The sequence below is a fragment of the Thiocapsa sp. C2-2m genome, from assembly GCF_041903745.1.
In the GTDB taxonomy this organism is placed as follows: domain Bacteria; phylum Pseudomonadota; class Gammaproteobacteria; order Chromatiales; family Chromatiaceae; genus Thiocapsa; species Thiocapsa roseilacustris.
Genome location: NZ_JBBWVD010000002.1, coordinates 1 through 26,655, shown reverse-complemented (window position 1 = coordinate 26,655; position 26,655 = coordinate 1). Strand labels below are relative to the sequence as shown.

Genomic DNA, 26,655 nt, shown 5'->3' with positions numbered 1-26,655 from the left:
TGGTCGGGTATTCGGAACACTCACGGAGTCCGGCGCTGGCGCGCTCGAATCGACGCGTACCGCCGGGCTCAGACCCCAAAGCACATGCACGGACTTGCAGATAGACACGAAGCCGCGCCCAAGTGCGAGCGGCCCGATCACTAGATCGGCCACCGAAACCTTCAGCTCGTGACATCCGCTCAGCGGTGTCACGCATGCCCGAAGGCGCTCTGCAGCAGGTGCCAAAATGGCCGGAGTGATGAAGATGGCCTGTGCGTGCATTTCACTCAACAACCAAGAGGCACGAGTATGGAGCTGTTGGACGGTATCATCCGGATCGATTCATTCCTGGCCGTGACGATCGGCATCGTCGTGCTGTTCGTCGGCAAGCTGCTGAACACCAAGGTCGGTTTTCTGCGCGAGTTCAGCATCCCCGAGCCGGTGACCGGCGGACTGCTCTTCTCGGCCCTCTTCGGGCTGCTCTATTTCGCCTCCGGCCACGCGATCGAGTTCGAGCTGCGCGCGCGCGACATCTTGCTCGTCTATTTCTTCACCACCATCGGCATCAATGCGAGCGCACGAGATCTGCTCGCCGGAGGCCGCCCGCTCTTGATCCTGTTGGCCATCACGATCGCCTTCATGCTCGCGCAGAACCTCACCGGGATCGGTGTCGCCTCGCTCTTCGATCTGCCGGCGGCGGTCGGCGTGGTCGGGGGCAGCGTGTCCTTAATCGGCGGGCACGGGACGACCATTGCTTGGGCGCCCTCGATCGCCGAGAACTTCGGGATCTCCAACGCCATGGAGATCGGTATCGCCAGCGCAACCTTCGGGTTGATCCTCGCCAGCATCATGGGCGGCCCGATCGCGAAGTTCCTGATCACGCGGCACAAGCTCACGCCCGCGCCCCAGGTGGTCGAAGAGGTTCAGGATGTCGGATTGACCGAGAATCAGCGCAAGCAAGGCGTCGATCACATGGACTTTCTGGGCGCCGTCCTCGCCATCCACATCTGCATCATCATCGGGTACGCGCTGAATAGGGCGATTGCGGAGGCCGGCCTCATGCTGCCGCTCTTCGTGACCTGCCTCTTCGCGGGCATCCTCATCACCAATCTGGTGCCCAAAAACTTCTCAAAATGGAGCGGGGTGACCTGGCCGACACGTACCCCCGCGATCGCGCTGATCGCCGACATCTCGCTCGGTGCCTTCCTCGCCATGTCGCTGATGAGCATGCAGCTCTGGACCCTCATCGATCTGGCCGGCCCCATCTTCACCATCCTGGCGGCTCAATTCGTCCTGGCGGTGACCGTCACCATCTTTGTACTGTTCCCGTTGATGGGTAAAAACTACGACGCGGCGGTCGTCTCGGCCGGATTCGGCGGCGTCACGCTCGGCTCGACGCCGACGGCGATGGCCAACATGGCGGCGGTGACCCAGCGTTTCGGCCCGTCGCACCGGGCCTTCATCATCGTCCCGCTGGTCTCGGCCTTCTTCATCGACCTGACCAATGCGATGGTGATTCCGTTCTTCCTGCGCACTTTTTAAGTACTTCCCTGCGGAGGAGCGACCACTCCGTACGGGCGACGGGGCGACAAGGGGCGACGTAGGGGCGACGTAGGGGCGACGTAGGGGCGACGTAGGGGCGACTTTAGTCGCCCTTTAGCGACAAGGGGCGCCTTTTAGCGACAAGGGGCGCCTTTTAGCGACGTAGGGGCGACTTTAGTCGCCCTTTAGTCTCCCAGTCGCCCCTAAACTGCTTTCCGGGAATCAGCACCCCGACTGCGCAGGCCCGGAACACCTGAGGCGAATTCCGGAAGCCGTTATGCCGGAGGCAGAGGTTGTGCCGAGCCGTGCGAGGCACAACCAACCATCGGCGCAAGTTGTGCCTCCTATCGTCAGCACAACCTACGGGTTTGATAGCCGATACCCCGCCCCGTCAGGGCACCGGCCGCGCCATCTGATCCACATCCAGGCCCATCTGACCGACCTTTTGATTCAGACCTCTGAACCTGAGCGCCATGTCGGAGACGCTCGCGTTGATGGTCCCGACGCGCCGATCCATCTCGTCCAGGCTCTCGGTCATCTCACCGACGTCCGTGTTCATGTGCTCGACCTTCACCGCGAGGGCCTCCATTTGCTCGCGCAGCACGGGCATGAGACGAACCTGCTGCTCCATGCGGGTCATGTCGTCGCGAATCTCGGACATGCGCCCCGAGACCGTGGCGAAATGGCCGTACATCTCGTTCATGTTCGCGATGATAGACCGGGTCTCCATTGTCAGCTGATTGACGAAATAGAGATTGGCGAGGGCCAGAATGCCGATGAGCACGAAGAAGACGCGGGGCGCGACCGCCTTGCGACCGGCCTTCTTCTGGTCGCGGATGCGTCGGGTCAGGTCCGCTTCCGTGCCCTTGAGGATCTCGTTGATCCGATCGGTCTGTGCGTTGTCGAGCATATCCGTGATCCGAGCGGGCTCAGCGAAACGGGTTCATCTGGTTGAAGAAGCGCATCGGCTTGGACATGTGATTGACGTCCTGCATCATCCGCATGAGGCTGTCGTCCATGACGGCAAAGGAGAGACTCATGTCGTTCACCTGCAGGGTCATATGGCCGAGGTTTGTATTCATGGTCGCCACGCGTCCCGTCATGGTCCCGATATTACCGCTCATCTGCCCGACACTGCCGTGGATGTTGTCGACCTGAGCGATGATCCCGGGCAGGCTGGCGACATCCTCGGTCATCCGGGCCATGCTGCGGCGAATACTGTACATGTCGTCCGACATGACCCCGAAGTGGATGTTCATGGTCGCTACGGCATTACGCAGCTCGGGTGCCTGGACCGACAGGATGATGACGAGCAGGGAGATCGTCAGGACGACGGCGAAGAGATCGAACAAGGCCAACCTCGACAGCACCGAGATCCGTCGATCGAGAAACTCTTGCCGCTCGCCGAGCAGGCGGATGACCCGTTGCAGGCGGTCAATCGCCTCGTCGATGCGGTCTTCATCGGCCATAAGGAAAAGGTCCTCGTCAAGCTCGGGTCTTGATCGGGTCGTTCGGATCACCGGGACCGACCGGAGCGCCGTTCATGTCGTCGAGCGGAGCGGCGCCTTCGGACCGGAGTCGCTCGCAGTGCGCGATCAAGAGCACGCACACCCGATCGTCGGGGGCATAGACCAGAGCCCCGCTGAAGGCCGCAATCGCCTCGTCCCAAGCGCCTGCACGGTACTGTGAAAAACCCCGCTCGCACAAGCGGATGAATTCTGGCTCCTCGGTGGCGAGGGTCCCGGCGGCGAGCGCTCTGACGACCTCCGTCGGCAAACGGCTCTCCACGAGCACCATGGTATCGCGCATGCTGCAGATCGCCTGGTCCATCTCGCGGATCTCGCGAAACGCCGACTTGACCGGGACGACCTCGCCGGGGCGGAAAAGGCGCAGCAACTGAGTGTTGCGGGTGAGCTGCTCGACGGACTCCGCGAAGGTCGCCGCCATCGGATAGACCACGAAGAGTGCGAGCATGACGATGATCGCCGAGACCACGATAGATTCCTGCAGGGCGCGCTGCGCCTCGCTCAGGAGATCCGCCTCGTCCAGGACGATGACCAGCCGCCACGGCAGGCCGAGCTCCTCGCCGAAAGAGATCACGTGCGTGAGATAGGTCCGGCCGTCCGTGACGGACCGATAGGCATGGTCGGATGGGGCCGAGGCGCCAAAGGCTCCGATGGAGGTCAGGGCGTTCCTGACCCAGGGCAGCGCAATCTCGCTCGTCGTCGGCAGGTCGTTTGTATCCTGGTCAGTGGTGAGTGGCGAGTGGTTAGTGGCTGGAAACAAATCCGTTGACGGTGACTTAGCGACCTGGAAGCCGAAAAACCGGCGCGTATTGGGTATATCGGCCGGGCCGACTCCCGAGCCAGTGTCCGAGCCAACGCCAATCTCCAAGCGATGCGGATAAGCGACGAGGCGATCGCGGTCGTCGAGCAGGAAGGCCGCGCTGTTGGGTCCGATGTCCTGGCGCGAGAGAAACGCCGAGAGGCTGTCGAGCGTCGCGTCCGCACCCAGCACGCCCAGGATGCGGTCCTCGTCGTCCAAGAGCGGGTAGGTGACCGTGATTCCCAAGCGGCCAGAGCCGCTGAATCGATAGGCGTCGGTCCATTGCAAGCGCCGCTCCGGGCGAGTATTGCCGTACCAAGGGCGCTCGCGCGGGTCGAATGCCGGCTCCCGCTCGAGGTGCGCGAGGGGGCGGTAGTCGCGATCGCGGACGATGATGCGCTCCGTCGGCGGCGTGACCCCGCGATCGATCACCCGGGTCGAGGGCTCCGGCTCCGTCCTGGCCTGCACGAAGTTGCCGGCCTGATCGGCGATATAGATGCCGGTCAGCTCCGGGGTGAAGACCACCTGTTGCCAGAAAAGGTCGGAGAAGAGGGCCTGGCCGGGGATGACCCGCGTGCCGGCCGCGACCGCGGCATTCGACAGGAGATGGGCCTCCGCCGTCCGCACGATCCCGCTCGCGCGTGCGACCACCTTCTCCCCGATCTCCTCGACGATCCGGCTCGACAGCTGATACACCACCGACTCGGCACGCTCCGACATCTTGTAGACGATGGCCATCACAGTGACCATCATTGGGACCAAGAAGAGGAGGAGGATGGCGAACCGGAACGAGGCCAGCCGCCTCGGAACGAGACGGGCCAAGCGAGATGGTCGGCGGAACTTCATCGGTTAAACCGCGTCCAGAGTGAAATGCGTCACTTTCATTTTATTTTGGGCTTAGGGATATTTCCGACCTTAGTGGAGACGCGGTTTAAGCTTAGTCTCTTTTTACAACTTAAACCGCGCCGGCTCCGACAGTTGTCGGAGCCGGCGCGGCCAAGCCAATCCAACACACGACGCCTATCGCACCGGGCGCGGTTTAATAGAGCGGCAGCAGCCAAGGCACCAGGAGCACGCTCATGATCATCACCAACAGTGTCAGGGGCAAGCCGATGCGAATGAAATCTGCAAAGGTATAGTTGCCCGCGGTCGCGACCAGGGTGTTGATGGGCGAGATGGGCGTCATGAAGGCGCTCGATGCCGCGAGCGCGATGATCATGGCAAAGGGATAGGGCGACGCCCCCAAGGCTCCGGCGACGGCGAGTGCAACCGGGATCATCAGGACCGCATTGGCCGTGTTCACGATGAAGAGGCCCAGCAGCACCGTAATCGCGAACAAGACACCGAGCACGACATGCGGACCGGCGCCCCCGATCCAGGCCACCAAGGCGTTCGCCGCGATGTCGACCCCGCCGGTGCGGTCCAAGGCGAGGGCAAAGGGCATCATGCCCACGATCATGACCAGGCTCCTCAACTGGATCGAGCGGTACGCCTTGTCCAAATCGATGCAGCGAAACAGCCCCATCATGAGACAGCCGATCAGCGCGGCCTGGACGTTCGGGACAAGGCCGGTCGCCATCAGGGTCACGACGACGACGAGCGTCAGAACCGCGTAAGGCGCGCGCTTGGCCGCCGGCAGGTATTCGTCGAACTCCTTGGGCAGATTGAGCACGATGACGTCGCGCGTATCCTCCTGCAGGCGGCGGATCGTCTTCCAGGGTCCGACGAGCAACAGCGTATCGCCGATCTTGAGGGTCTCCGCGCGCAGACCGTGCGGTTCATGCGCCTCCGGACCGCGCCGCATCCCCACCACGGTCAGCTCGGAGCGGACCATCCGCTCCGCCTCCGCGATGGTCTTGCCGGCAAAGCGCGACTCGTCCGCGATCATGATCTCCACCATGCCGATATCCTGCGACCGATCGACGAAATAGCGTCCAGTCCGCGGCAGGAGTTCGACCCCGTAGCGCTCGCAGAACTCGGTCACATCGATGCGCTTCTCCTCCAGATCGACGTCGACCAAGAGGATGTCGTGTGCCTGCAGCAAGGTCTGCGGCGTGCGCGGGAGCAATTGACGCGCACGCCCGAGACCCCGCTCGATCAGGACGATCCGCACACCGATCTTTGCGGGCAGGTTCAGCTCGTCCAGCGTCTTGCCGAGCAAGGGCGAGTCGGGGCGCACGCGCACCCGATACTCGCGATCGGCGAGCCGGTAGCGCTCGACCCACTGCATCAGTTTCGGGCGCATCCGTGCAGTCGGCGCCTCGGGCGTCTTCGGACGCAGCCAACGCTGCGTGATCAACATGTAGAGGGTCGCCATCAGCAGGATCGGCAACCCGAAGGGCGTAAAGGAGAAGAAGTTGAACCCTTCCGCGCCGGTGCGGACGAGCTCGTAGTTGATCACCAGATTGGGCGAGGTGGCGACCAAGGTCATCATGCCGCTGATGAGTGCCGCATAGGCCATCGGCATCATCAACTGGCTCGCCGGGATGCGGCGCCGGCTCGCGATCCGCAGCACCACCGGGATGAAGATGGCGACGACTCCGGTCGAGCTCATGACCGAGCCGAGAAGGCCCACCGCGAGCATCAGCAGCACCAGCAGGCGCCAAGCGCTGTGGCCGCCTCGGTTGACCAGCCAGTCGCCGATGCCGCGCGCCACCCCGGTCCGGGCCAGCGCCTCGCCGATCACGAACATGGCCGCGATCAGAACGATGTTGGGATTGCTGAACCCGGCGAGCGCCTCCTGCATCGAGATCACGCCGGTAAAGGGCAAGGCCACCATCATGATGAGGGCCACGGCATCCACCCGCGGCTTGTTGAGCGCGAACATCAGGATCGCGGCGCCCAGCATGAGAAGGACGATGAGGAGGTCTTGCGACATGCCGTTTCCATTTGGGCGCCGCGAGCCGTGACCGGGCCCGGCGCGGTGGTGCTCGGTCCCGGAGCCCTGCGCTCCGACCCGAAAAACGTCTATCCTATCGGAATCAGCCCTGAATCTCGCTTTTACTGCGGCACAAAGGGGCGATATACGCAGCCTGAACCGATCGACACCGGAGACCCAAACCCATGTTGGCCATGCAAGCCCGGTATCAGCAATCCGACCATCAACCGACCCATGACGACATCATCCGCTTCTCCGGCGTGAGCTGGGATGACTACGAGCGTCTGCTCGTGATGCGCGGCGATCATTCCGCCCCGCGGATTGCCTACCTGGAAGGAGAGGTCGAGATCATGAGCCCGTCGCAGACCCACGAGAGCATCAAGTCCCTGATCGGCTGCCTGGTCGAGACCTACTGCCTGGAGCGCGACATCGTCTTCTCGACCTATGGTTCCTGGACACTCATTGACAAGGCGCGCAACCGCGGTGCCGAGCCGGACGAGTGCTATGTGTTCGGGACCGAGGCGGCGGAGCGTCCCCATCTCGCCATCGAGGTCGTCTGGACCCACGGCCGTATCGACAAGCTCGAGATCTACCGCCAACTCGGTGTCGCCGAGGTCTGGTACTGGCGCCGTGGCCTCATCCAACCCTACTGTCTGCGCGGCGAGCGTTACGAGCCGGTGAACGAGAGCCAACTCCTGCCCGGATTGGAGCTGGCGCTCCTGATGCGCTTCATCGACGAGCCGACCACCTCACAGGCGATCCGCGGCTATCGCGATGCCTTGCGGGGCGATGAAAGGGGGTGATGCCGGGTCCGGGATCAGGACAACAGCGGATCGATCCAGTCCCAGCGCTTATCTTTGACAATCACAAATCGGCAGCGACCCTCCGGGAGAGTGACACGCCTGGAAGTAGTCTCCAGGGTTTTGAGCCGCTGCGATTGGTAGGCATTCGAAGTGAAGATGGTCATCGCCTATCGCGTTCGTTCGAGTCGTGCGACGCGTCCCGTCTGTCATCCCGAGCGGCGTCGTCCAACTCGGTTTCCCCCTCGGGCTTCATATGCTCGATGACGCCGTTGCGACTGATCACGATCCTTGTGCCTGTTCTTGCCGCAATTTCGCGCGCGCGCCGGGCAGCGCGTTGTAAAGCGACCTCGGAGAGACGCAGGTCGGCATCGCGTGCGTATTCGATGGGTTGATGATTCATTGTTTCTCGCTCCACCCAATCAGCGCAGGTCGCGCGCCGGAGTTGTCGTATAGTGCCCAACCGTCGACTTTCTGGGAATACAGGCGCTCGAAGTTCTCACGCCCGAGTGCGAAACGTCTTCGGATCACGGCCTCCGGAACGTCATGACCACCTTGCTTGACGCGCTCCGCCACGCGAGCGATCGATTCCTCTGGGCTGGCGAGCTGCAGAAATATGAGCTTGACGCGGTACCCCGCGGCCTGCCATCGATCGATGGCCCGCAAATAGCCACGGCCCGACAGTGTGGTTTCAAAGGCAAAGCTCACCCGTGTGGAAAAATGCCGCTGTAACTCCGCGAGCATGAGGCGCCCTGCTTGTACGGCCGCCGTCTCCGGCGAAAACGGCGCGAGGCCGGCGGCAATCAGGTCCGCGTTGACAAAGACCGGGCAGCCTGCCTCGTTCGGGAGGAATTCTCGGGCAAAGGTGGTCTTGCCGGCGCCGTTCGGTCCGGCAATGACGATCACGCGCGGGTTGGTCTCCATGGTCGCGATCCATCTTCGTTGATGTCCGGTAAACATGGTGGACAGGGCTTCCGGCCGACGCGGATCGCCGGACCGCTCCGGCGGATGTCGCCCTGCAACAGAGCTCAAAGCTTACCAAACCAAATCCGAAAATCTCCTAAACCGCGTCCTCACAAACGCAGCAAAGATCCACAAACCTCAACCCGAACATCGGCACCCCCATATCCCAACGGACGAGGTTTAGCCCTAGAAACGCCCGATCAACGACACCCCCAGCATCACCGCCGGATCCTGATCCTCCTCGTACAGCCGTCGACCCTTCTCGTCCTCGACCCTTAGGGTGGTCCCGGTCGCCGCGCCGGCGTAGAGATTGAATCTCAGGCTCTCGGTCAGGTCGCGCCCGAGCTGGACGAAGACGGGGATGAACCTGTGCTCGCCGACGCCGTCGGGGAAAGGTCCGTCGGAGTCGAGTCGAAAGCGATAGGAGCGGTAGGCCGCACCCACACCTGCGGTCCAGCCCGAATCGAGCGCATAGGACAGCTCCAACCCCGCCGGACCGGCCGGGCCGGCGGGGAAGGGGTTGGTGAGGCGCAAGCGATCATTGATCCGCCAGTCGATGATCAGGAAGGGGAAGGCGCTCGTCTCCTCGATCTTATCGAAGACGCCCACGCCCAGTCCGAGGGTCAGATCGGGCCGCACGGCACGCGATACTGAGGCCGTGGCTCCGTATTCGAGCGTGTCCGAGAAGTTGGCGCCGGATTCGCCGGAGGACTCGATCGTCGGGTTTAGACCCAACCGCCATCCGCCCTCGGTCGTGAAACCGTAGGGTACGGAGACGCCCGCTCGGTAGAGCCTGTCCCACGGCTGCTCGCCACCGAATCCGAGTGGTTTGTCGAAGTGCCAATCCTCGTAGTCGAGGCGTAGCCGCACGCCTAAAGACGACTGCTCGTCAAGTCTCCAACTTGTGCCGAGCGACATGAGCAGCGCGGCATAGGCGGCGTCGCCGCCGGAGTCCAGATCGCTATCGAATTGAACGACCGGGGCAACCGAGAAGCTGACGCCGGGCGGCGCTTGCGCCATGGAGACCGCGGCAATCCCGGTCGACAGCAGGGCGGCACAGGTGACACGGGCGAGGCAAGGCGCAGACATCGGAGATACTCCTGAATGGATAATCGCTGGACGGAGGATGAAAACGCCGTGACCATAGCATTCCGAGATCGAGCCGTACCAGAATTTGAGCCGGCTTGTGTTGTTGTCCCTTTTCGAGGTCGACATCTTCCGATTCGAGACACGACCACGAGAACTCCGCGCGGGGCGGCGGCGGATCGATCGCCCTGTCGAACGGCCTCGTTATCCGGATCGGATGCCGACCGTGATGACGCCTACGACGTTTCAGAGGATTTCCGAATCATGTGGTTTCAGCAGCTCAAGGGGCTCGGTGCAACGGCGCTGATGGCGGCGACCCTGACGCCGGGCGGTCCGGTCCGCGCCGATACCCCGTCGCCGAGCATCGCCGATTGCGCGGCGATCCAGGCCGATCAGGCGCGGCTCGCCTGTTACGACCGAGCCAGCGGGCGTCTTCCATCCCGTTACCCCTATTTCCGAGATTCTCTCACGGAGACACGGAGACACGGAGGCACGGAGGCACGGAGAAGAGGCACTCGACACCAGCGCCTGATCGACCCGTGACCAAGGCCGGACGTCGGTCGGCCGGTCCATGGCGCGACGAAGTGATGCCAGGTCGCTATTGATGAAACCATTGTTAATCAATATTTTTCATTTTTGTCTCCGTGTCTCCGTGTCTCCGTGAGAGCAATTGTCTTTTTGAGATGTGGGTAAAGACATGGCCCTGGGTGCGCATCGACGAAGGCGACTCGGACGACGACAACCCGGACATCACGGATTACTTCGGCTACGGCGACATCACGGCCTTCTACAAGTGGCGCGATCACAGCTTCACCCTCATGGGGCGCGGCAATCCGAGCACCGACAAGGGTGCCGCCCAGTTGACCTGGATGTCGCCGCAAGTGCTCGGACCCTTGCGTGTCTACGTCCGCGCCTTCACCGGCTACGGCGACAGCCTGATTGACTACAACTGGAAGCAGAATACGATCGGGATCGGTATGGCCCTGAACGATATCCTCTGAGTGGGCCTATCGCGCGCCCCGAGGCGTGCGACCATCCGCCTCCGCTCGGAGGACCAAGGCGATTTCCGAGAAAGAATCTACCGTCGTGTAGGGGCGAATAAAAAATCGCCCCTACGGTCCCAACAGGCCTTCCGGGCATGCACAGTCCGCATGACTTTTCCCGTCGATTGCCTTAAGCCTCGTGATCGGGCGGAGCGGTCGCCGCATCGGCGGCGTCCCGCATGATGCTGTCCAGACCCCAGAGCACATGCTCCAGCGGATAGGTCGAGCGCACACCCAGGTCGTCCCAGTGGTCGGTGATCCAGGCGTCGGCGGTGCGCCAGCCGATGTCGTGCAGGTACTCAAGGAATGCCCATTCGGCGTTCATCTTGGAGGACACACCCAGATCAATCAGCTCCTGCTCGGCATGGATGCGATGAATGGCCAGATCGCGCAGGCGCTCGTCCTGGTGCTCCGGGGCGCTGCCCAGCAGTTTGAGCATCAGGATTGCCCGCAGATCCTTCATCAGGCTTGAGTTGAAGTCGATTTCATTGATGCGATTGAGGATGTCGCGCGCGGTGCGGGGCAGGGTCTCGCGCACCAGCGGGTTGATCTGCACGATGACGAGATCGCGCGCGGCGGTTTCCTCGATCAGCGGATAGAGGACCGGGTTGCCCATGAAGCCGCCATCCCAGTAGGCTTCGCCGTCGATCTCCACTGCCTGGAACATCAGCGGCAGGCAGGCCGAGGCCATGACCGAATCGACCGTGATGTTCGGCTTTTTGAAGACGTGCGGACGGCCGGTGCGGACATTGGTGGCGCTGATGTAGATCTTCAGCGGATCGCAGCGGTTGACGCGATCAAAATCGACATTGGCCGCCAACAGATCTCGCAAGGGGTTGATGTTGAGCGGGTTCATCTCGTAGGGCGAGACCAGCCGGCTCAACAGGTCCATGGTGAGGAAGCCCGGCGAGAAGTCGAGCGTCCAGCGGCCGAGCATCTGGTCGAGCCAGGTGCGCTGAATTGGGCTGTTCCGTCCGGCGTCGCTCACCGCGCGCCAAAAACGCGAGAGTGCCTCGCGCGCCGACTCGCGTCCGCCGGCAGCCAGGCCATCGGCCACAACCACGGCGTTCATCGCTCCGGCCGAGGTGCCGCTGATGCCTTCGATCTCGAGTCGCTCCTCGGCAAGCAAGCGGTCGAGCACGCCCCAGGTGAAGGCGCCATGTGCGCCGCCGCCCTGGAGACCGAGGTCGATTTTTTTCGCTGGGGGTTGTGTCACGGTGAGAGTCGAGACTTGATTGATTATGAAGTGATGATACGCGTCGGACGCGCCGAAAGACAGCTAACGGTGGCGCGGGATGACGATCATTCGCAGCCCTTCAATTATCAAGATTGAATTGACCGATACTCGGCTCGTGACGATCTGATTACTGTAAACGCATTGATGGCCAATGCCATGAAGATAAGGTGTATTCGGGCCGTCTCGTCTTCCGTAATCACCATCGCCTCATCTGGCGACCGATTCGCGAAGAATGATAGACTCGCGACGAACATCCGATCAGCTTTTCGAGGGCGCTCTCGCCATGGGTCTCATTGGTATTCTGCTGGGGCTCGCGCTCCTCATCGGCTTCGCCTATCGCGGATGGAGCGTCCTGCTCTTGGCCCCCGTTGCCGCCCTGGTTGCCGCCCTGTTCGCGGGCGAGCCGCTGCTGGCGCACTGGACGCAGACCTTCATGACGGGCACGGTCGGATTCGTCGCCCAGTTTTTTCCAATCTTCCTGCTCGGGGCGCTGTTCGGCAAGCTGATGGAGGACAGCGGCTCGGTCCAGTCCGTGGCGCGTTTCATGGGTGAGCGTCTCGGCGCACGCCGGGCCATCCTGGCGGTGGTGCTCGCCGGCGCGTTGGTGACCTATGGCGGGGTGAGCCTGTTCGTTGCCTTTTTCGTGCTGGTGCCCATGGCCCAGACGCTGTTCCGGGATGCGAACATCCCGCGCCGCCTGATCCCCGCAGCCATTGCACTCGGGACCTCGACCTTCACCATGACCGCGCTCCCCGGCACGCCCGCGGTTCAGAACGCCATCCCCATGCCTTTTTTCGGCACCACACCCTTCGCGGCGCCCGGTCTCGGCCTGATCGCCGCGGCGATCATGCTGCTGTTCGGGCTTTGGTGGCTGGGGCGGGGCGAGGCGTCGGCGCGCCGCAGCGGCGTCGGATACGAGGGGGCAGCGGTCGCGATCCCGGATCAGCCCGTGACCGTCGCGGTTGGGGATCCGCTGGTGCGTGAGCGCGCCACCGTTGCCGGTACCTTCGATCCGCCCGAGGTTCAGCAGGGTCAGGTCAGCCCGGATCTGCCCCCGGCCTTCGTCGCCTTTCTGCCTTTGCTGGTGGTCGTCATGGTCAATCTGGCGATGAGCTTCCTGGTCCTGCCCAATCTTGATCTGAGTTATCTCGCCGAAGACCGCTGGGGTCCGACTTCGCCGTCAGCCGTCGGTGGGATCTGGTCCGTGATCGTCGCCCTGTTGGCCGCGATCCTCACCCTGCTTGCACTCAATTGGAAGCGTCTGCCGCGGCTGCGCGACACCGTGGATGCCGGTCTCAACGCCTCGGTCCTGCCGGTGATCAGCGTCGCCTGTCTGGTCGGATTCGGGACCGTGGTTGCCGCCATGCCGGCCTTCGAGCTGGTGCGCGACTGGGTGCTCGGGATCGAGGGCGGTCCGTTGGTGTCTCTCGCGGTCTCCACGAACGTCCTGGCCGCGCTCACCGGCTCGGCGTCCGGCGGACTGACCATTGCACTGGAGGCGCTGGGGCCGACCTACGTGCAGCTCGCCGCCGAGCTTGGGATCGATCCGGCCCTCATGCACCGGGTGGCGGTGATCGGAGCCGGCACCCTGGACAGCCTGCCGCACAACGGCGCCGTGGTAACCTTGCTTGCCGTCTGCGGCGCGACCCACAAGGAGAGCTATCTCGACATCGTCATGGTGGCCATCGTCGGCGCCATCATTGCGCTGGCGGCGGTGATCGTGCTGGGAACGCTGTTCGGATCCTTCTGAGACCTAAGGCGATTCCCTGGTCTTGGTATCCCGTCCGAGCATGCCGGGAAGGCCTGTCGGAACTGTCGGGGCGAATGAATTCGCCCCTACACGGCGGTCGATCCTTTCCCGGAAATCGCCTAAGAACGACCGAGAGGAGAACGACATGAAACTGATTCCCTTCACCATCCCTCGTTTCCGGTGTCGGGGCACTCGGCGGCGTGCTGGTGGACGAGCATCAGCGCGGAAGTTTCCAGTAATACGGTTCGGAGACTGAAGGCGTGACGACTTGCCGAGCAGTCCGCTGGAACCGATCCGATGGCTAGATCCGATGCGGGGGTGTTTCTCGTGGCTCGCGTGGCCTTTGCGCGCGGCTGCGGATTCATGGGCTTCTGGCTGCTGCTTTCCGGACCCAGTCTGAGCCAGACCGCCGCCACTGGGTTTGCGGCCGGCATCGCCGCCGATCTCGGCATCGGGCTCTTGGCTTCCGCGATGGCCACCCTGGCCAGTCTGCGCCTCCTGCCGCCATCAGCGGAGCGGTTCCGCGCCGGGGCGCTCACCCGCTTCGCCGGGCATTTCATGTGGCAGTCCGTCCTCGCGGGGATCGACGTCGCCCGCCGGGCCTTCGATCCACGCCTCCCCCTGAAACCCGGCTACGTGGCCTTTCCAACGCGTCTCCCGCCGGGAACCGGGCGCGCGGCCTTTGGGGCCGTCACCGGTTCGATTCCGGGAACACTTCCGGTGGGGACGGATCTCGATGGCAACCTCATCTATCACTGTCTCGATCTGGATCAGCCGGTGATCGCGTCGCTGGAACGCGACGAAGCCTTGCTGAGACGGGTTTGGGTGAGCCGGGGCGCCGTCGATGAGTGAGTTTCTGCTCGGCGCGGCCGTCTTCATTCTGGGTACCGTCGCATTGGGGCTGATTCGGCTCCTGCGCGGTCCCGGCAACACGGATCGCATGCTGGCGGCCGAGCTCCTCGGCAGCGGCGGCGTCGCTGCCCTGCTGCTGCTGGGCGTCGCCAGCGGGGTGGGGGCGGTGGCCGAGGTCGCCCTGCTGCTGGCCTTACTCGCCGCCTTCTCCTCGGTCGCCTTCGTCACCGGCGCGACGCGCCGCGACCGCCATGGGGCCGCAGCGGATGGCTCGACCGACACGGCCGAACCAGCCCTCCAGACGCCGGATCGGGACAACGCCGGATGAACCTGGCTCTGGCGTTGGATCTGTTCACCATTGTCGCCGTCTCGCTGGGGGCGATCTTCTTTCTGGCCGGCACGGTCGGGCTGTTGCGCTTTCCCGATACGCTGACCCGGCTGCATGCGCTCACCAAGGCGGACAACCTGGGGCTGGGGCTGGTGGTCCTGGGTCTGCTGCCCCAGGTCAACTCACCGCTGGCCGCGCTTGGTCTGCTCGCGGTCTGGCTGTTTGCCCTCCTCTCGGGCGCCACGGTTGGTCAGCTCCTGGCGGGCGCGGTGCGGCCACCCGACTGGGACCGGCCCGATCTGGTCCGCGCGCCGCAGCGGGATGATGGAGCAGGGTCTCGACATGATTAGCACCCTGGCGGTCGATGCGGCGCTGGCGCTCCTGGTTCTGGGTCTGGCTGTCTGGGTCACGGTCGCCCGCGCGGCCTACGGTGCCGTGGTTGGCTTCGTCGCCTATGGACTCCTGTTGGCGATCGTCTGGGTGCGACTGGCGGCCGTGGACGTCGCCATGACCGAGGCTGCCCTCGGAACCGGTCTCACCGGACTCCTGCTGCTCGGCGCGGCGGCGCGTCTAGCCCCGTTCGAGGCAGCGGAACGGGCGCGCCGCCCCGCCCTTTGGTTGCGGGTTCTGATCGGCCTGCTATGCGCCGCCGTCGCCGCCGCGCTCGCCGCCGTGGTGCTGACACTGCCGGAGCCCGGCCCGACTCTGGCCCCGCTGGTGGCGGAGAACCTCCCCCCCACCGGCATGCTCAATCCGGTGACCGGCGTGCTGCTGGCCCATCGCGCCATCGACACCCTGCTGGAGTCCGTGGTCCTGGTGCTCGCCCTGATCGGCGTCTGGTCCTTGGCGACCGATTCCGCCTGGGGCGAACAACCGGGGTTCCTGCCCCGCCCGCGTCCGGGTCCGGCGTTGACCCTGCTGGCTCAGCTCCTGCCGCCCTTCGGGATCCTGGTCGGCATCCACCTCGTGTGGAACGGGGCCGACCATCCGGGCGGCAAGTTCCAGGGCGCCACGGTGCTGGCGGCGATGTGGGTGCTGATCATGATGGCCGGCCTGCGTGAGCCTCCGACCCTGAGCAATCGCCCAATGCGTGTCCTGGTTGTGATCGGCAGCCTCGTGTTCATTGGCATCGGCGTGGCCGGCGTCTGGCTCGCGGACGCCTTCCTGGGCTATCCGGAGGGATACGCCAAACCGCTGATCCTGATCATCGAAGCGGTCCTGACCCTCTCTGTCGCGGTGATTCTGGGGCTGCTGCTCGCCGGACCGCCGGCGGCTGAATCGCGCGCCGGGAGGCGATCGTGACTGGCCCGACCCTGTATGGACTCTGCGCCGCCGCGCTGATCGGACTGGGGCTTTACGGTCTCATCTGCCAACCGGGCGTCCTGCGCAAGATCCTTGCCTTCAATCTCATCGGCAGCGGCGTTTTCCTGCTGTTCGGGGTGATCGCCAGACGGGGCGGGGGCGTGCTCGCGCTGGCCGGCAGCGGCAGCGACGGCGACCCGGTCCCCCAGGCCCTGATCATCACCGGTCTGGTCGTCGCCTTCGCGGCCACCGCCATCGCCGTCGCACTGCTGGTGCGGCTCGCCGAGACGAGTTGCCGCGGGACCCTGGAGGGCGATGAGCCGCGCGCACCGGCGCTCACCCAGGCACCGGTGCTCGCCAAGGATCAGACCGCCTCAAGCGAGCGAGCGCCCTAATGGAGATCCATTCCATCCTGTCCACCCTGATCACTGATCTGACTGATCTGGGTGGCACGCTCCTGCTCTTCCCGCTGCTGTTTCCGGTAATCGGTCTGCTGCTGGCGCCCATCCTTGGTGGACGCTTCCTGGGCCGTGTCGTCCTGGCGTTGATGCTGCCGGGACTCGCGGTCGCCGTCGCCATCGCCGCCGTCTTGCTGACGGGCGGCGAAGCCCTGCACTACCAGCTCGGGGGCTGGGCGCCTCCGCTGGGCGTGGCGCTCAAGGCGGACGGACTCTCGGCCGTGATGCTGGTCACCACGGCGGTTGTGATCCTAGCGGTTGGGATCTACGGTCAGCGGGCCTTCCGACCTCCCGCAGGCGCATCCGAGACACGGACATCGCTGGTGTTCTGGCTGCTCCTGCTGGGGATCTGGAGTGGGATGAACACGGTCTTTCTGGCACAGGATCTCTTCACGCTGTTCGTCGCGCTGGAGATCCTGACCTTTTCCGCGGTGCCCCTGGTCGCCCTGGACGGACGGGCCGAAACCCTGGCGGCGGCCCTGCGCTATCTGCTCTTCGCGCTCCTGGGCTCGGTGCTATACCTGTTGGGTGCGGTGCTGTTCTACGGCACCTACGGCGCCCTGGACATCGCCCTGCTGGCGCACCGGATGGCGGATGCGGACCAACTGCCGCCCGCCGTCATCGGGGCCGCCGCCCTGATGACTGTCGGACTGCTGGCCAAGACTGCCCTCTTTCCGCTTCATCTCTGGCTCCCCCCGGCGCATGCCGGTGCGCCACCCGCCGCCAGCGCCATCCTGTCCGCGCTGGTCGTCAAGGCATCCTTCTTTCTGATCCTGCGCATCTGGTTCGATCTGATGCCCGGACTCCTATCGTTACCGGGGGCCCAGATTCTCGGCGTCCTGGGTGCGGGTGCCATCCTGTTCGGCAACCTAGTCGCCCTGCGGCAGGTCCGGCTCAAGCTGCTCATCGCCTATTCGACCGTGGCCCAGATCGGCTATCTGTTCCTGATCTTTCCGCTGGCCGCGAGCCACGAGTCCGTCGCCTTGACCGGCGGCATGCTCCAGGTGGTCTCGCATGCCTGCGCCAAGGCCGCCATGTTCATGGCCGCCGGCCTCATCGCCGGGGCGCTCGGTCACGACCGGATCCAGGGCCTCGGTGGCATCGGTCGCGTCCTGCCGATCACCGTCCTGGCCTTTGGGCTGGCCGGACTGTCGCTGGTTGGGTTGCAACCGAGCGGCGGCTATTTGACCAAGACGCTCTTGACCTCCGCAGCCGACGGGAGCGGATTCTGGTGGTGGGGGCTGGTGATGCAGGCGGGCGGGCTGCTCACCGCCGCCTATCTGTTCTGGGTGCTCGGCCATGCGTTGGCCCGTCCGGCGCAGCCACTGACGCCAGACAAACGCCCCGGGTTGGCGCAAGAGGGTGTCGTGCTGGGGTTGGCACTCTGCGCGCTGTTGCTTGGACTGCTGCCGTCCGCGCCGTTCGATCTGGTGGGGATTGGCCGACTGGGCATCGACGGGGGTGGGGCCGTCGCGGCGGCGATGTCCGGCGCCTTCGACTGGCGCAAGCTGTCGGGGGATCTCGTGCCGGTCCTGGCGATTGGCGCGGCGACGCTCAGTCTGGCGGCTTGGGCACGCCGTCAGTCCTGAATACCCTTCGTTCTCGGATGCGTTTGAGGATCATGCTTTGCGCTTGTTCGCGCCCGCACGATCCTTGATCATCAGTCCATGTTCGGCAATGCCGTCCGGGATCGCCGTTCACCATTCAACCGGAGATGTTCTTGTGGAAAACTTGATCTCGTCCCCGCGCGGCGACAAGCCGCGCTTGGCCTTCGGGACCGGCGCCTCCTTGCCCCGTGCACTCGTGTTCCCGGCGATCCTCGCGCTGCTCACCGCATGCCAGCCTGTCGAAGAGTCGCAATCCATCCCCGAGCCCATCCGCCCGGTCAGGGTCATCACGGCCGAGGAGCTGCCGGGCGGCGAGACCGTGACCCTGACCGGCAACGTCCAGGCGCAGGATGACGTGGCCCTGGCCTTTCGGGTCGGCGGACAATTGATCGAGCGCACCGTCAGCGTGGGCGATCAGGTTCGCGCGGGGCAGATCGTCGCCCGTCTCGACGCGGTCAACGAGCGCAACGCGATCGACGCGGCGCGGGCGAATCTGGCCGCAGCCATGGCGCGCCTGGTCGAGACGCGCAATACGGTGGAGCGGTACGAACCGCTCCTGCCACGAGGCTTCGTCGCCCGCGCCCAGTTCGACCGCGCCGTCGAGGCACGCGACGCCGCCCAAGCCCAAGTGGAGGCGGCCGAGGCCCAGGTCAGGACGGCCGAGAACCAGCTTGGATTCACGACCCTGATCGCCGACGGGCCGGGTATCGTCACCGCCCGCGGGGCGGAGCCGGGCGAGGTGGTTGCGGCCGGGCGCATGATCGTGCAGCTCGCCCGCGAGGGTGGACGCGATGCGGTCTTCGACGTGCCGGCGCGGGTGATCGAGGCGGCCTCCGCCGAGGATGAGGTGACCGTTGCGCTGAGCTCCGATCCTAAGGTCAGCACCACCGGCCGGGTCCGCGAGGTCTCGCCCCAGGCGGATCCAGTGACGCGGACCTTCAAGGTTCGGGTGGGTCTCGCCAGTCCGCCGGAGGCGATGCGGCTCGGCTCCACCGTGACCGGCAGCATCCAGCTCGGCGGGGTTACGGGGATCGCTGTCCCGACCTCGGCGTTGAGCAGGTCCCAGGGCGCGCCGGCGGTGTGGACGGTTGACCCGGAGACGCGCACCGTGGCCCTGCGCAATGTCGACGTGGCACGCTTTGAGCTCGATCGGGTGCTGATCGCCCAGGGTCTGGACTCGGGCGAGCTGGTGGTGACGGCGGGCGTTCAGACCCTGCGCCCCGGCCAGGCCGTGCGTCTGCTCGGTGAGCCGGCTGCAGCCGCGAGTCCGGAGCCGATCGGAGACGCGATCGGAGACCAGCCATGAGCCGGTTCAATCTCTCCGACTGGGCCATTCGCCACCGCTCGGTCACCATTTTCATCATGCTCGCCGTGCTCGTTGCCGGGGTGAGCTCCTTTTACAAGCTCGGACGGGCGGAGGATCCGCCCTTTACCTTCCGGACCATGGTCGTGAAGGCGATCTGGCCCGGCGCCACTCTTGACGAGACCATCGCGCAGGTCACCGAGCGCCTCGAACGCACCCTGCAGGAGGTTCCGAATCTGGACAACCTGCGCAGTTTCACCCGCGCCGGAACCACCACCATTTTTGTCGATCTGGAGGGCAGCACACAGGGCCGGGCGGTCTCCGACACCTGGTACGAGGTGCGCAAGAAGGTGGGCGATATGCGACACACCCTGCCTCAGGGGATCGTCGGACCCTTCTTCAATGACGAATTCGGCGACACCTTCGGGATCATCTACGCCTTCACCGCCGATGGCTTCACCCATCGTGAATTGCGCGACACGGTGGAGGACGTGCGCTCCCAGCTCCTCACGGTTCCCGACGTCTCCAAGATCGACATCCTCGGCGCCCAGGACGAGGTCATCTATATCGACTTTTCGGTTGAGCGACTCGCCGGTTTGGGGTTTGACCCCGCGACCTTGATCGGCGCATTGCGCGCCCAGAATCTCGTCAGCCCGGCGGGCGTTCTCAGTACCAGCGATGAGTCGATCGCGTTGCGGGTCTCTGGCGCCTTCGGGACCGAGCAGGATATCGCCGACGTCACCTTCGCCGTCGGCGACCGCATGCTGCGTTTGCGCGACATCGCCGATGTGCGCCGCGGCTTTTCCGATCCACCCCAACCCATGTTCCGCATCAATGGAGAACCCGCCATCGCCCTGGCGATCGCCATGCGCGACGGCGGCGATACCCTGGCGCTGGGGCGCAACATTGCCCGGGCCATCGCCGACATCAAGGCTGATCTGCCGCTCGGCATCGAGCCTCGACTGGTGGCGGATCAGCCCCTGACGGTGGATCTGGCCATCAACGAGTTCACCACCTCGCTCTGGCAGGCGATCGCGATCGTGCTCGTCATCAGCTTCATCGCACTGGGCGCGCGGGCCGGCACGGTCGTGGCCATCACCATCCCGCTCACGCTCGCCGTGGTCTTTCCGATGATGGACATCGTCGACATCGACCTGCAACGGGTCTCGCTCGGCGCGCTCATCATCGCCCTGGCCCTGATGGTCGACGACGCCATGACGACCATCGACGCCATGAGCCGGCGTCTGGCGGTCGGTGACGACAAGCTGAGCGCGGCGACCTATGCCTACACCCATCTCTCCTTCGCGATGTTGATCGGCACCCTGGTCACGATCGCCGGCTTCGTGCCCATCGGCTTCGCCCAGAGTTCCGCGGGCGAGTACACCTTTTCGATCTTCGCGGTGGTCGGGATCGCGCTGATCGCCTCCTGGATTGTCGCCATGATGTTCGCCCCCTTGATCGGCATGACGCTGTTGCGCCCGCCCAAGGCCGGGGCGAGCGATAAGCCGAACCGCACGGTCGCCATCTATCGGAGCTTTCTGACGGCGGCGATGCGTGCGCGCTGGTTCACTATCGGCCTGACGCTGGTGATTTTCGTTGTCGCCATCGTGGGGTTGAGCCAGGTGCCGCGCCAGTTCTTCCCCTCCTCCGATCGCCCCGAACTCCTGGTCGACCTTCAGTTGCCGCAAAATGCCTCGATCCATGCGACCGAGCGTCTGGTCGACGAGTTCGAGCAGATCCTGCGCGATGACCCCGAGTTCGCACCCGAGATCGAACGCTGGAGCACCTACATTGGCCAGGGCGCGATACGCTTCTATCTGCCGCTGAACGTGCAGTTGGCCAACCCCTTCTTCGCCCAGGCCGTGATCGTGACTCAGGATATCGAGGCGCGCGAACGTCTCCAGCCGCGACTCGAACAACTGCTGGCGGAGCGCTTTCCGGAGGTAGTTGGACGGGTGTCGCCGCTGGAGCTGGGACCGCCGGTCGGCTGGCCCCTGCAATACCGCGTGATGGGTCCGAGTCCGACGGAGCTGCGCGACATCGCGATGCAGCTCGCGGATGTCGTGGCGGGCCACCCGGGTGCGCGTCGCGTCAATTTCGACTGGATGGAGCCGGGGCGCGAGCTGCATATCCGTATCGATCAGGATCAGGCGCGGCAATTGGGACTGAGCTCTCAGGCGGTCGCCACCGCGCTTAACGCCAATATCTCGGGTACCGGCATTACCCAGGTCCGCGACGATATCTATCTGATCAACGTGGTGGCGCGCGAACGTGGGGGACAGAGTCTGTCGGTCGAGACACTGCGTAGTCTGCCGGTGTCGCTGCCCAACGGTCGCACCATCCCGCTCAGCCAGTTCGCAACCTTCGAGTACGGTCAGGACTACCCGCTGGTGTGGCGGCGTGACCGGGTTCCAACGCTGACGGTTCAGGCGGATGTCACGCCGGGGATGCTGCCGGAGACCGTGGTGGCTGATCTGGCCGAGCCGATCGCGGCGCTGAACGCGACCCTGCCCAAGGGCTATCGCATCGAGCTGGGGGGCGCGGTCGAGGAGAGCGCCGAGTCGCAAGCCTCGGTCTTCGCTGTGGTGCCGGTGATGATCCTGCTCATGCTGTCCCTGTTGATCTTCCAGCTCAAGAGCTTTGCGCGGCTCTTCATGGTCCTGAGCCTGGTGCCGCTGGGCCTGATCGGCGTGGTCGGCGCCCTGCTGGCCTCCGGCAAACCGCTCGGCTTCGTCGCCATCCTCGGCATCCTCGCCCTGGTCGGCATGATCGCCAAGAACGCGGTCATCCTGATCGACCAGATCGAGGCCGAGCGCAACGCCGGCAAGAGCGTCTGGGATGCGGTGGTCGAGGCCAGCCTGTCGCGTTTCCGGCCGATCATGCTGACGGCGCTCTCGACCATTTTTGGGATGATCCCGATTGCGCCCACGGTCTTCTGGGGCTCGATGGCCTTTGCCATCATGGGCGGCCTCGCCGTCGCCTCGCTGCTCACGCTGGTCTTTCTGCCGACCCTCTATGTAACCTGGTTCAAAGGTGTCGCACCGAGCCGCGACCCGCCCGACCCGGAACCGCAAGCAAGCGCTGCCTAGCGCAAAGGATGCCGTCATGTCGCGCATGCGACGTGACGGCCACATCCATTATGACCGCCGTCGACGACGAGCCCGATCGAGGGCAGAATCTCGCAATGCCCACCCGATCAAGCCTTTTCGACTCGACGATTCGCCCGGAAGTCGCTCCCTTTACACCCGGCGAGCAGCAGTTGTTGGCGACCTTCGTCGCAAACAGTCTGCACCGGCTCGGCAGCGCGGCCATCGAGCGTATCCTGGTGTTCGGCAGCCGCGCTCGGGGCGAGGGTGGCGAGGACTCGGACCTGGATCTCGCGGTCTTCGTCTCGCGCGATGCGCACCGATCGATCGCGCGAGGCCTGACCGACATCGCCGAGTCCGCTCAAGAGGGCTCGGAGGATCTTCCTCACCTGCGGCCCATCGTCATCCGCGACGGCGACGGGACGAGCCGCCGACTGCTGGACGACATCATGCGAGAGGGGATCGAGCTATGGGCGAAGACGAGCGCTTAAGTGCAGTAACCGACGAGCTGGGGCTGCTGCTCGACGAGTTGCGCAGCTTCCGCGCGAATCGTCAGGTCGGCGTCCATCGTAAATGCATCTCCAACCTTTATTACGCCGCGTTTCACGCAGTCCGCGCCCTTTTGTTCAGCCATGGGTTGGAGACGAAGACGCATGAAGGCACGCAGCGGCTCTTTGCGGCCCACTTCGTCCGATCCGGAGCCTTCGATCGGCAGCACCTGAAGACGCTCGGACAGCTCGAGGCCGACCGACTGCGTGCGGACTACCAAGGCTTCCACCAATTCGATGCCGAGGACGTTGCTCGCGCGCATGCGCTTGTCATGGCGCTTGTTCTCGCCGCGATGGACGATCTCGAGGTTCGTGTACCTTCCATTGAATCGATTGCGCCGTCGATTCGCGTCGAGATCGCCGGCGACGGTTGATCGAAAAAGACCGCCGAGTCCGATCGGATGCTTGTTCGAGCAGACATTGCGGGGTATGTTCAGTCCCCAGTCACGATCCGCGTGCAAACTCGTTCAGTCGTTGTTTCGGTCCGGACCCGGAGTCCAATCATGTCTCTTCAGCCCAAACATCACCTTGATTTCGCAGACTGGCTCGCCGCCGAACGTGCATCGGATCAGGGACGTACCGAATATTTGAATGGCGAGGTCTTCGCCATGGCGGGCGGATCCGAGGCGCACAACCTAATCTGCGGAAACGTCCTTCGGGAGCTGGGGAATCATTTCAAGGGCCGCCCCTGCTACGTTTACACCAGCGACATGAAGGTCCGCGTCGAGTCCGCCAAACTAGGCGCCTATCCGGACGTAATGGCGGTTTGCGGAGAACGACAATTTTTGGATGACCGCCGCGATATCATCACGAACCCCGCACTCATCGTCGAGGTCCTCTCCGACAGCACAGAGGCTTATGATCGGGGAGATAAGTTCGCCTATTACAGGTCCATCCCCAGCCTGCGAGCCTATCTGTTGCTTTCCCAGCACCGGGTGAGCGCCGAGCTCTTCCTGCGCCAGCAGAGCGGTGACTGGCTGCTTTCCGTCTATACCAACCCCGGTGAATGCATCCCGTTGACAGAACTCGCCACCGAGCTGTCGATGGCCGAGGTTTATGACAAAGTCGAGCTCACTGCCGACTATTAGCGTCGCCCCCGAAGCGTCGATACTTCAGCAGCCGCGGCTTCGGCTCATTAATGGTATCGACACTGAACAATGATCAGCAAGTGGCTTTGCAGCCCGACACCACCGGCGTCGGTAGAGACGCTTCCAAGCCGAGCCGTGGCTCGGCGTTCGCAACGATGCTCCAACTTTGCCGCTAGCCTTAGGGGTACTTCCCCTTCGTGAGAATATCAAAAAACGGACCGGACTGAGGGTTCAGCCACGACCGCGCTGATCTCGTCTTCATCCGATCGATCTTAGGCGAATTCAGGGAACCCTTATTCCAAGGGCGTAGGTTGTGCCGAGCTGTGCGAGGCACAACCAACCGTCGGCGCAAGTTGTGCTTCCTATCGTCAGCACAACCTACTGGTAGGGAGTTTTGCGGAAATCGCCTTAAGGCGAGTCCCTCGCAGTCAGGTGAGCCCGAGTGCCTTGAACGCCGCCTGGCGCATGTCGCCGAAGAACACCGGATCGACGTGCTCGAGCACGTCCGGGTTCACGTCCAGGAACTGCCGCTTGTTTTCGATCGGGATCAGCGCGCGTTTGCCGCCGTTGTCCATGGCGACCTGGAGCGGCTCGGTGAGGGAGCGCACGGGCTTGATGTTGCCCTGGATGCTCATGTCTCCGAGCACCAGCAGTGCAGGCTGGGGCGGCGCCTTTCGCAACGCGGAATAGGCCGCGACAAAGAAGGCGACGCCGATCTCCGCCTCGACCTTGTTGCCGAGCAGATCGATGACCTCGACGTGGAAGTCGGAGGTATCCAGCTCGCGCGGCACGCCGAAGGCGCTCTTGCTTGCACAGAGAAAGCTGAAGGCGCGGTTGACGGACTCCTTCATGGATCCGCTCACGCCACCGGCGAATTTCAGTTTCCCGGTTCCGGACGAGAGCGTGATCTCGACGCGGTAGAGACCAACCGTGCCGTCTCCGCTGACCGAAGCGGTGTAGAGCGTCCCCGGCGGCAGCGGATCGGCCGAAATGAGATCTCGACCGCCTTGCTCCGCCACCCCGACGAATTTCTCTTCGCCCGTGTCGTTCACCAGATAGCTGAAGGAGGTTTGGTAGTACTCGAAGGAGCCCATCTTCTTGAGCTGCTCCTTCACCCGGCGACGGCCTTCCAGGGCCAGCTCCAGGAGCTCGCCGAGATCCTCGCGAGACACCTGCCCATGCGGGTGGAGGATCTTCACCAGCCCCGATACAGTTCGCCGCACCGCCTTGCGATCGCGGGCGTTCAGGTGTGATCCCAGCGCGAAATAGTGGTCGATGATCTCGGTGAAATTGTGCTTGCGCAGCTCCCGCAGGGCCTCGGCCAGATAGTCGACCACGAAGCCATAATGGTCGGTAAAGTGCTCGTTGCGCATCTTGGGCACTTCCCAACCAGGAAGATAAAAGTGCAGCCGGTCGATAAAGGCCATGTCGTCGCGGATCACGTCCGGCATGGGCGCGAACAGGTGACCGGTCTGCACCATGACGTCGATCGGCTGCTGGGTGTTGCCGAACATGGCGATGCTGGCATAGCCCGCCATCGCCTCCTGGCCGCGCTGGAACTGGCCGGACTCGCAGAAGGTCTTCAGCGTCGTGATGACCTCCTTGGGCATCTTCTGCAGATCGGCGACCTCGTCGAAGCCGACCACATCCCAGATCATCAGCATGCCTTTCTGCTTGCCGTTCATGTGGCCGAAGAGGTTGGCCACGGTCGTCGGGCCGGTGAGCAGGGCGGCGTAGGGCGAGAGTTCCTGCACCGCATAGCTCTTGCCGGTGCCGCGCGGACCGAGCTCCACCAGGTTGTAGTTACGCTCGCAGAGCGGGATCAGGCGGATCAGGAACAGAAGCTTGAGCCGCCGCTCCATCGCCGTCGGCTCGTAACCCATGCTGCGCAGGATGAAGTCGAGCCACTCGTCGGTGGTGAACTCCGCGCGCAGCCGACGGTACTCATCCAGATCGAAACTGGCGAGCTGGATCGGCGTGAGCTTGTCGATCCAGAAGGGGTTCTTACCCTTGGTCTCCTCGTCGTATTCGAAGCGCATGTCCACCTGCGCCCAGATGCCGCCGGTCAGAAGCCGATCGAAGTCGCGCACATAGTGGTCGGGGATATGGACGTGGTTGTGCCCGAAATTCGTCACGTCGGCCCAGTACTGGGAGTCCACCAGACGGACCTTCACCTTGTCGATGAAGGTGTGACGGCCGTTCTCTTTGACCTTGCTCTGGGCCTTCGTGCTCTCGTCCGGGCGGATGTAGTTGTCGGCCAGGGTGTCGTTGACCACCTGCAGACCCATCTGGATCGCCATCTCGTCCGATGATGCGCAGTACTTCCCGAGCAGGTACTCCAGGACGAAGACCGGGACGTTGGCGCCGACTTTAACCTTGCGGACCAGATCCTTGCGAACCACCTTGCCGGCGAAGATGCGGTTGGTCTTGTCGTCGAGGGCGTCGCGGGCGGGTGGGGAGTTGGTCATAGGGTTCGGGGT

The 26,655-nt window shown here is 64.1% G+C and carries 24 protein-coding genes; 16 read left to right on the top strand and 8 right to left on the bottom strand.

The features are described 5' to 3' along the window. Positions 1-288: 288 nt before the first annotated feature. Positions 289-1,521 carry a sodium/glutamate symporter gene (gene gltS / locus AADX97_RS01530; RefSeq protein ID WP_374231806.1) on the top strand — a complete coding sequence of 411 codons (1,233 nt, stop codon included), beginning with the start codon at positions 289-291 and terminating at the stop codon, positions 1,519-1,521. Between the two features lie 391 nt (positions 1,522-1,912). Here the strand turns inward: gltS and AADX97_RS01525 are convergent, their stop codons facing one another. The 4 genes from AADX97_RS01525 to AADX97_RS01510 form a co-directional block, all read right to left on the bottom strand. Further along, positions 1,913-2,431: a hypothetical protein gene (locus AADX97_RS01525; protein WP_374231805.1), complete on the bottom strand. Its 519-nt coding sequence runs from the start codon at positions 2,429-2,431 to the stop codon at positions 1,913-1,915. 19 nt (positions 2,432-2,450) lie between these two features. Next, entirely contained in the window at positions 2,451-2,990 is a 540-nt protein-coding gene (locus AADX97_RS01520; RefSeq protein WP_374231804.1) for a hypothetical protein, read from the bottom strand. A 16-nt stretch (positions 2,991-3,006) separates the two neighbouring features. Continuing rightward, positions 3,007-4,584 carry a cache domain-containing protein gene (locus AADX97_RS01515; protein ID WP_374231803.1) on the bottom strand — a complete coding sequence of 526 codons (1,578 nt, stop codon included), beginning with the start codon at positions 4,582-4,584 and terminating at the stop codon, positions 3,007-3,009. Positions 4,585-4,885: 301 nt separating this feature from the next. Continuing rightward, a complete protein-coding gene (locus AADX97_RS01510) occupies positions 4,886-6,817 on the bottom strand; it encodes an SLC13 family permease (protein WP_374232034.1) in 1,932 nt (643 codons plus the stop codon). Positions 6,818-6,909: 92 nt separating this feature from the next. Here AADX97_RS01510 and AADX97_RS01505 point away from each other — a divergent pair, with 92 nt between their 5' ends. After that, on the top strand, positions 6,910-7,527 hold the full coding sequence (locus AADX97_RS01505; protein ID WP_374231802.1) for a Uma2 family endonuclease: 618 nt from the start codon (positions 6,910-6,912) through the stop codon (positions 7,525-7,527). Positions 7,528-7,923: 396 nt separating this feature from the next. On the opposite strand, the gene AADX97_RS01500 is transcribed toward AADX97_RS01505, so the two are convergent. Both AADX97_RS01500 and AADX97_RS01495 read right to left on the bottom strand, forming a co-directional pair. After that, positions 7,924-8,448: a zeta toxin family protein gene (locus AADX97_RS01500; protein ID WP_374231801.1), complete on the bottom strand. Its 525-nt coding sequence runs from the start codon at positions 8,446-8,448 to the stop codon at positions 7,924-7,926. Positions 8,449-8,673: 225 nt separating this feature from the next. Continuing rightward, positions 8,674-9,576 carry a DUF6268 family outer membrane beta-barrel protein gene (locus AADX97_RS01495; protein WP_374231800.1) on the bottom strand — a complete coding sequence of 301 codons (903 nt, stop codon included), beginning with the start codon at positions 9,574-9,576 and terminating at the stop codon, positions 8,674-8,676. A gap of 261 nt (positions 9,577-9,837) precedes the next feature. Between AADX97_RS01495 and AADX97_RS01490 the strand changes: the two genes are divergently transcribed. After that, positions 9,838-10,116, top strand: a complete 279-nt coding sequence (locus AADX97_RS01490) for a hypothetical protein (protein ID WP_374231799.1) — start codon at positions 9,838-9,840, stop codon at positions 10,114-10,116. A 140-nt stretch (positions 10,117-10,256) separates the two neighbouring features. Continuing rightward, positions 10,257-10,574: a phospholipase A gene (locus AADX97_RS01485; RefSeq protein WP_374231798.1), complete on the top strand. Its 318-nt coding sequence runs from the start codon at positions 10,257-10,259 to the stop codon at positions 10,572-10,574. A gap of 172 nt (positions 10,575-10,746) precedes the next feature. Here the strand turns inward: AADX97_RS01485 and AADX97_RS01480 are convergent, their stop codons facing one another. Next, a complete protein-coding gene (locus AADX97_RS01480; RefSeq protein ID WP_374231797.1) occupies positions 10,747-11,832 on the bottom strand; it encodes a patatin-like phospholipase family protein in 1,086 nt (361 codons plus the stop codon). Between the two features lie 304 nt (positions 11,833-12,136). Between AADX97_RS01480 and AADX97_RS01475 the strand changes: the two genes are divergently transcribed. The 12 genes from AADX97_RS01475 to AADX97_RS01420 all read left to right on the top strand — a co-directional run bounded on the left by AADX97_RS01475 (position 12,137) and on the right by AADX97_RS01420 (position 24,175). Then, positions 12,137-13,603 (top strand): GntP family permease, encoded by a 1,467-nt coding sequence (locus AADX97_RS01475; RefSeq protein WP_374231796.1) that lies wholly within the window; start codon positions 12,137-12,139, stop codon positions 13,601-13,603. Between the two features lie 297 nt (positions 13,604-13,900). Beyond that, positions 13,901-14,455, top strand: a complete 555-nt coding sequence (locus AADX97_RS01470; RefSeq protein WP_374231795.1) for a Na+/H+ antiporter subunit E — start codon at positions 13,901-13,903, stop codon at positions 14,453-14,455. Beyond that, positions 14,448-14,783 (top strand): monovalent cation/H+ antiporter complex subunit F, encoded by a 336-nt coding sequence (locus AADX97_RS01465; protein ID WP_374231794.1) that lies wholly within the window; start codon positions 14,448-14,450, stop codon positions 14,781-14,783. Before AADX97_RS01470 ends, AADX97_RS01465 begins: the two co-directional genes overlap by 8 nt. A gap of 8 nt (positions 14,784-14,791) precedes the next feature. After that, positions 14,792-15,133 carry a monovalent cation/H(+) antiporter subunit G gene (locus AADX97_RS01460; protein WP_374232033.1) on the top strand — a complete coding sequence of 114 codons (342 nt, stop codon included), beginning with the start codon at positions 14,792-14,794 and terminating at the stop codon, positions 15,131-15,133. After that, positions 15,126-16,085, top strand: a complete 960-nt coding sequence (locus tag AADX97_RS01455; RefSeq protein ID WP_374231793.1) for an MnhB domain-containing protein — start codon at positions 15,126-15,128, stop codon at positions 16,083-16,085. Before AADX97_RS01460 ends, AADX97_RS01455 begins: the two co-directional genes overlap by 8 nt. Continuing rightward, on the top strand, positions 16,082-16,480 hold the full coding sequence (locus AADX97_RS01450) for an NADH-quinone oxidoreductase subunit K (protein WP_374231792.1): 399 nt from the start codon (positions 16,082-16,084) through the stop codon (positions 16,478-16,480). The genes AADX97_RS01455 and AADX97_RS01450 overlap by 4 nt, the downstream gene beginning before the upstream one ends. After that, complete coding sequence (locus AADX97_RS01445; RefSeq protein WP_374231791.1) at positions 16,480-18,132, top strand: complex I subunit 5 family protein; 1,653 nt, start codon at positions 16,480-16,482, stop codon at positions 18,130-18,132. Before AADX97_RS01450 ends, AADX97_RS01445 begins: the two co-directional genes overlap by 1 nt. A 133-nt stretch (positions 18,133-18,265) precedes the next feature. Next, positions 18,266-19,456 (top strand): efflux RND transporter periplasmic adaptor subunit, encoded by a 1,191-nt coding sequence (locus tag AADX97_RS01440; protein WP_374231790.1) that lies wholly within the window; start codon positions 18,266-18,268, stop codon positions 19,454-19,456. Next, positions 19,453-22,542, top strand: coding sequence for an efflux RND transporter permease subunit (locus AADX97_RS01435; protein ID WP_374231789.1), 3,090 nt, complete (start codon positions 19,453-19,455; stop codon positions 22,540-22,542). Before AADX97_RS01440 ends, AADX97_RS01435 begins: the two co-directional genes overlap by 4 nt. A 95-nt stretch (positions 22,543-22,637) precedes the next feature. Next, positions 22,638-23,030: a nucleotidyltransferase family protein gene (locus AADX97_RS01430; protein ID WP_374231788.1), complete on the top strand. Its 393-nt coding sequence runs from the start codon at positions 22,638-22,640 to the stop codon at positions 23,028-23,030. Then, complete coding sequence (locus AADX97_RS01425; RefSeq protein WP_374231787.1) at positions 23,009-23,461, top strand: HEPN domain-containing protein; 453 nt, start codon at positions 23,009-23,011, stop codon at positions 23,459-23,461. The genes AADX97_RS01430 and AADX97_RS01425 overlap by 22 nt, the downstream gene beginning before the upstream one ends. A 129-nt stretch (positions 23,462-23,590) precedes the next feature. After that, on the top strand, positions 23,591-24,175 hold the full coding sequence (locus tag AADX97_RS01420; protein ID WP_374231786.1) for a Uma2 family endonuclease: 585 nt from the start codon (positions 23,591-23,593) through the stop codon (positions 24,173-24,175). Between the two features lie 428 nt (positions 24,176-24,603). Here AADX97_RS01420 and brxL read toward each other — a convergent pair. After that, positions 24,604-26,655: protease Lon-related BREX system protein BrxL (gene brxL / locus AADX97_RS01415; RefSeq protein WP_374239267.1), on the bottom strand; the 2,052-nt coding region annotated here is incomplete at its 5' end.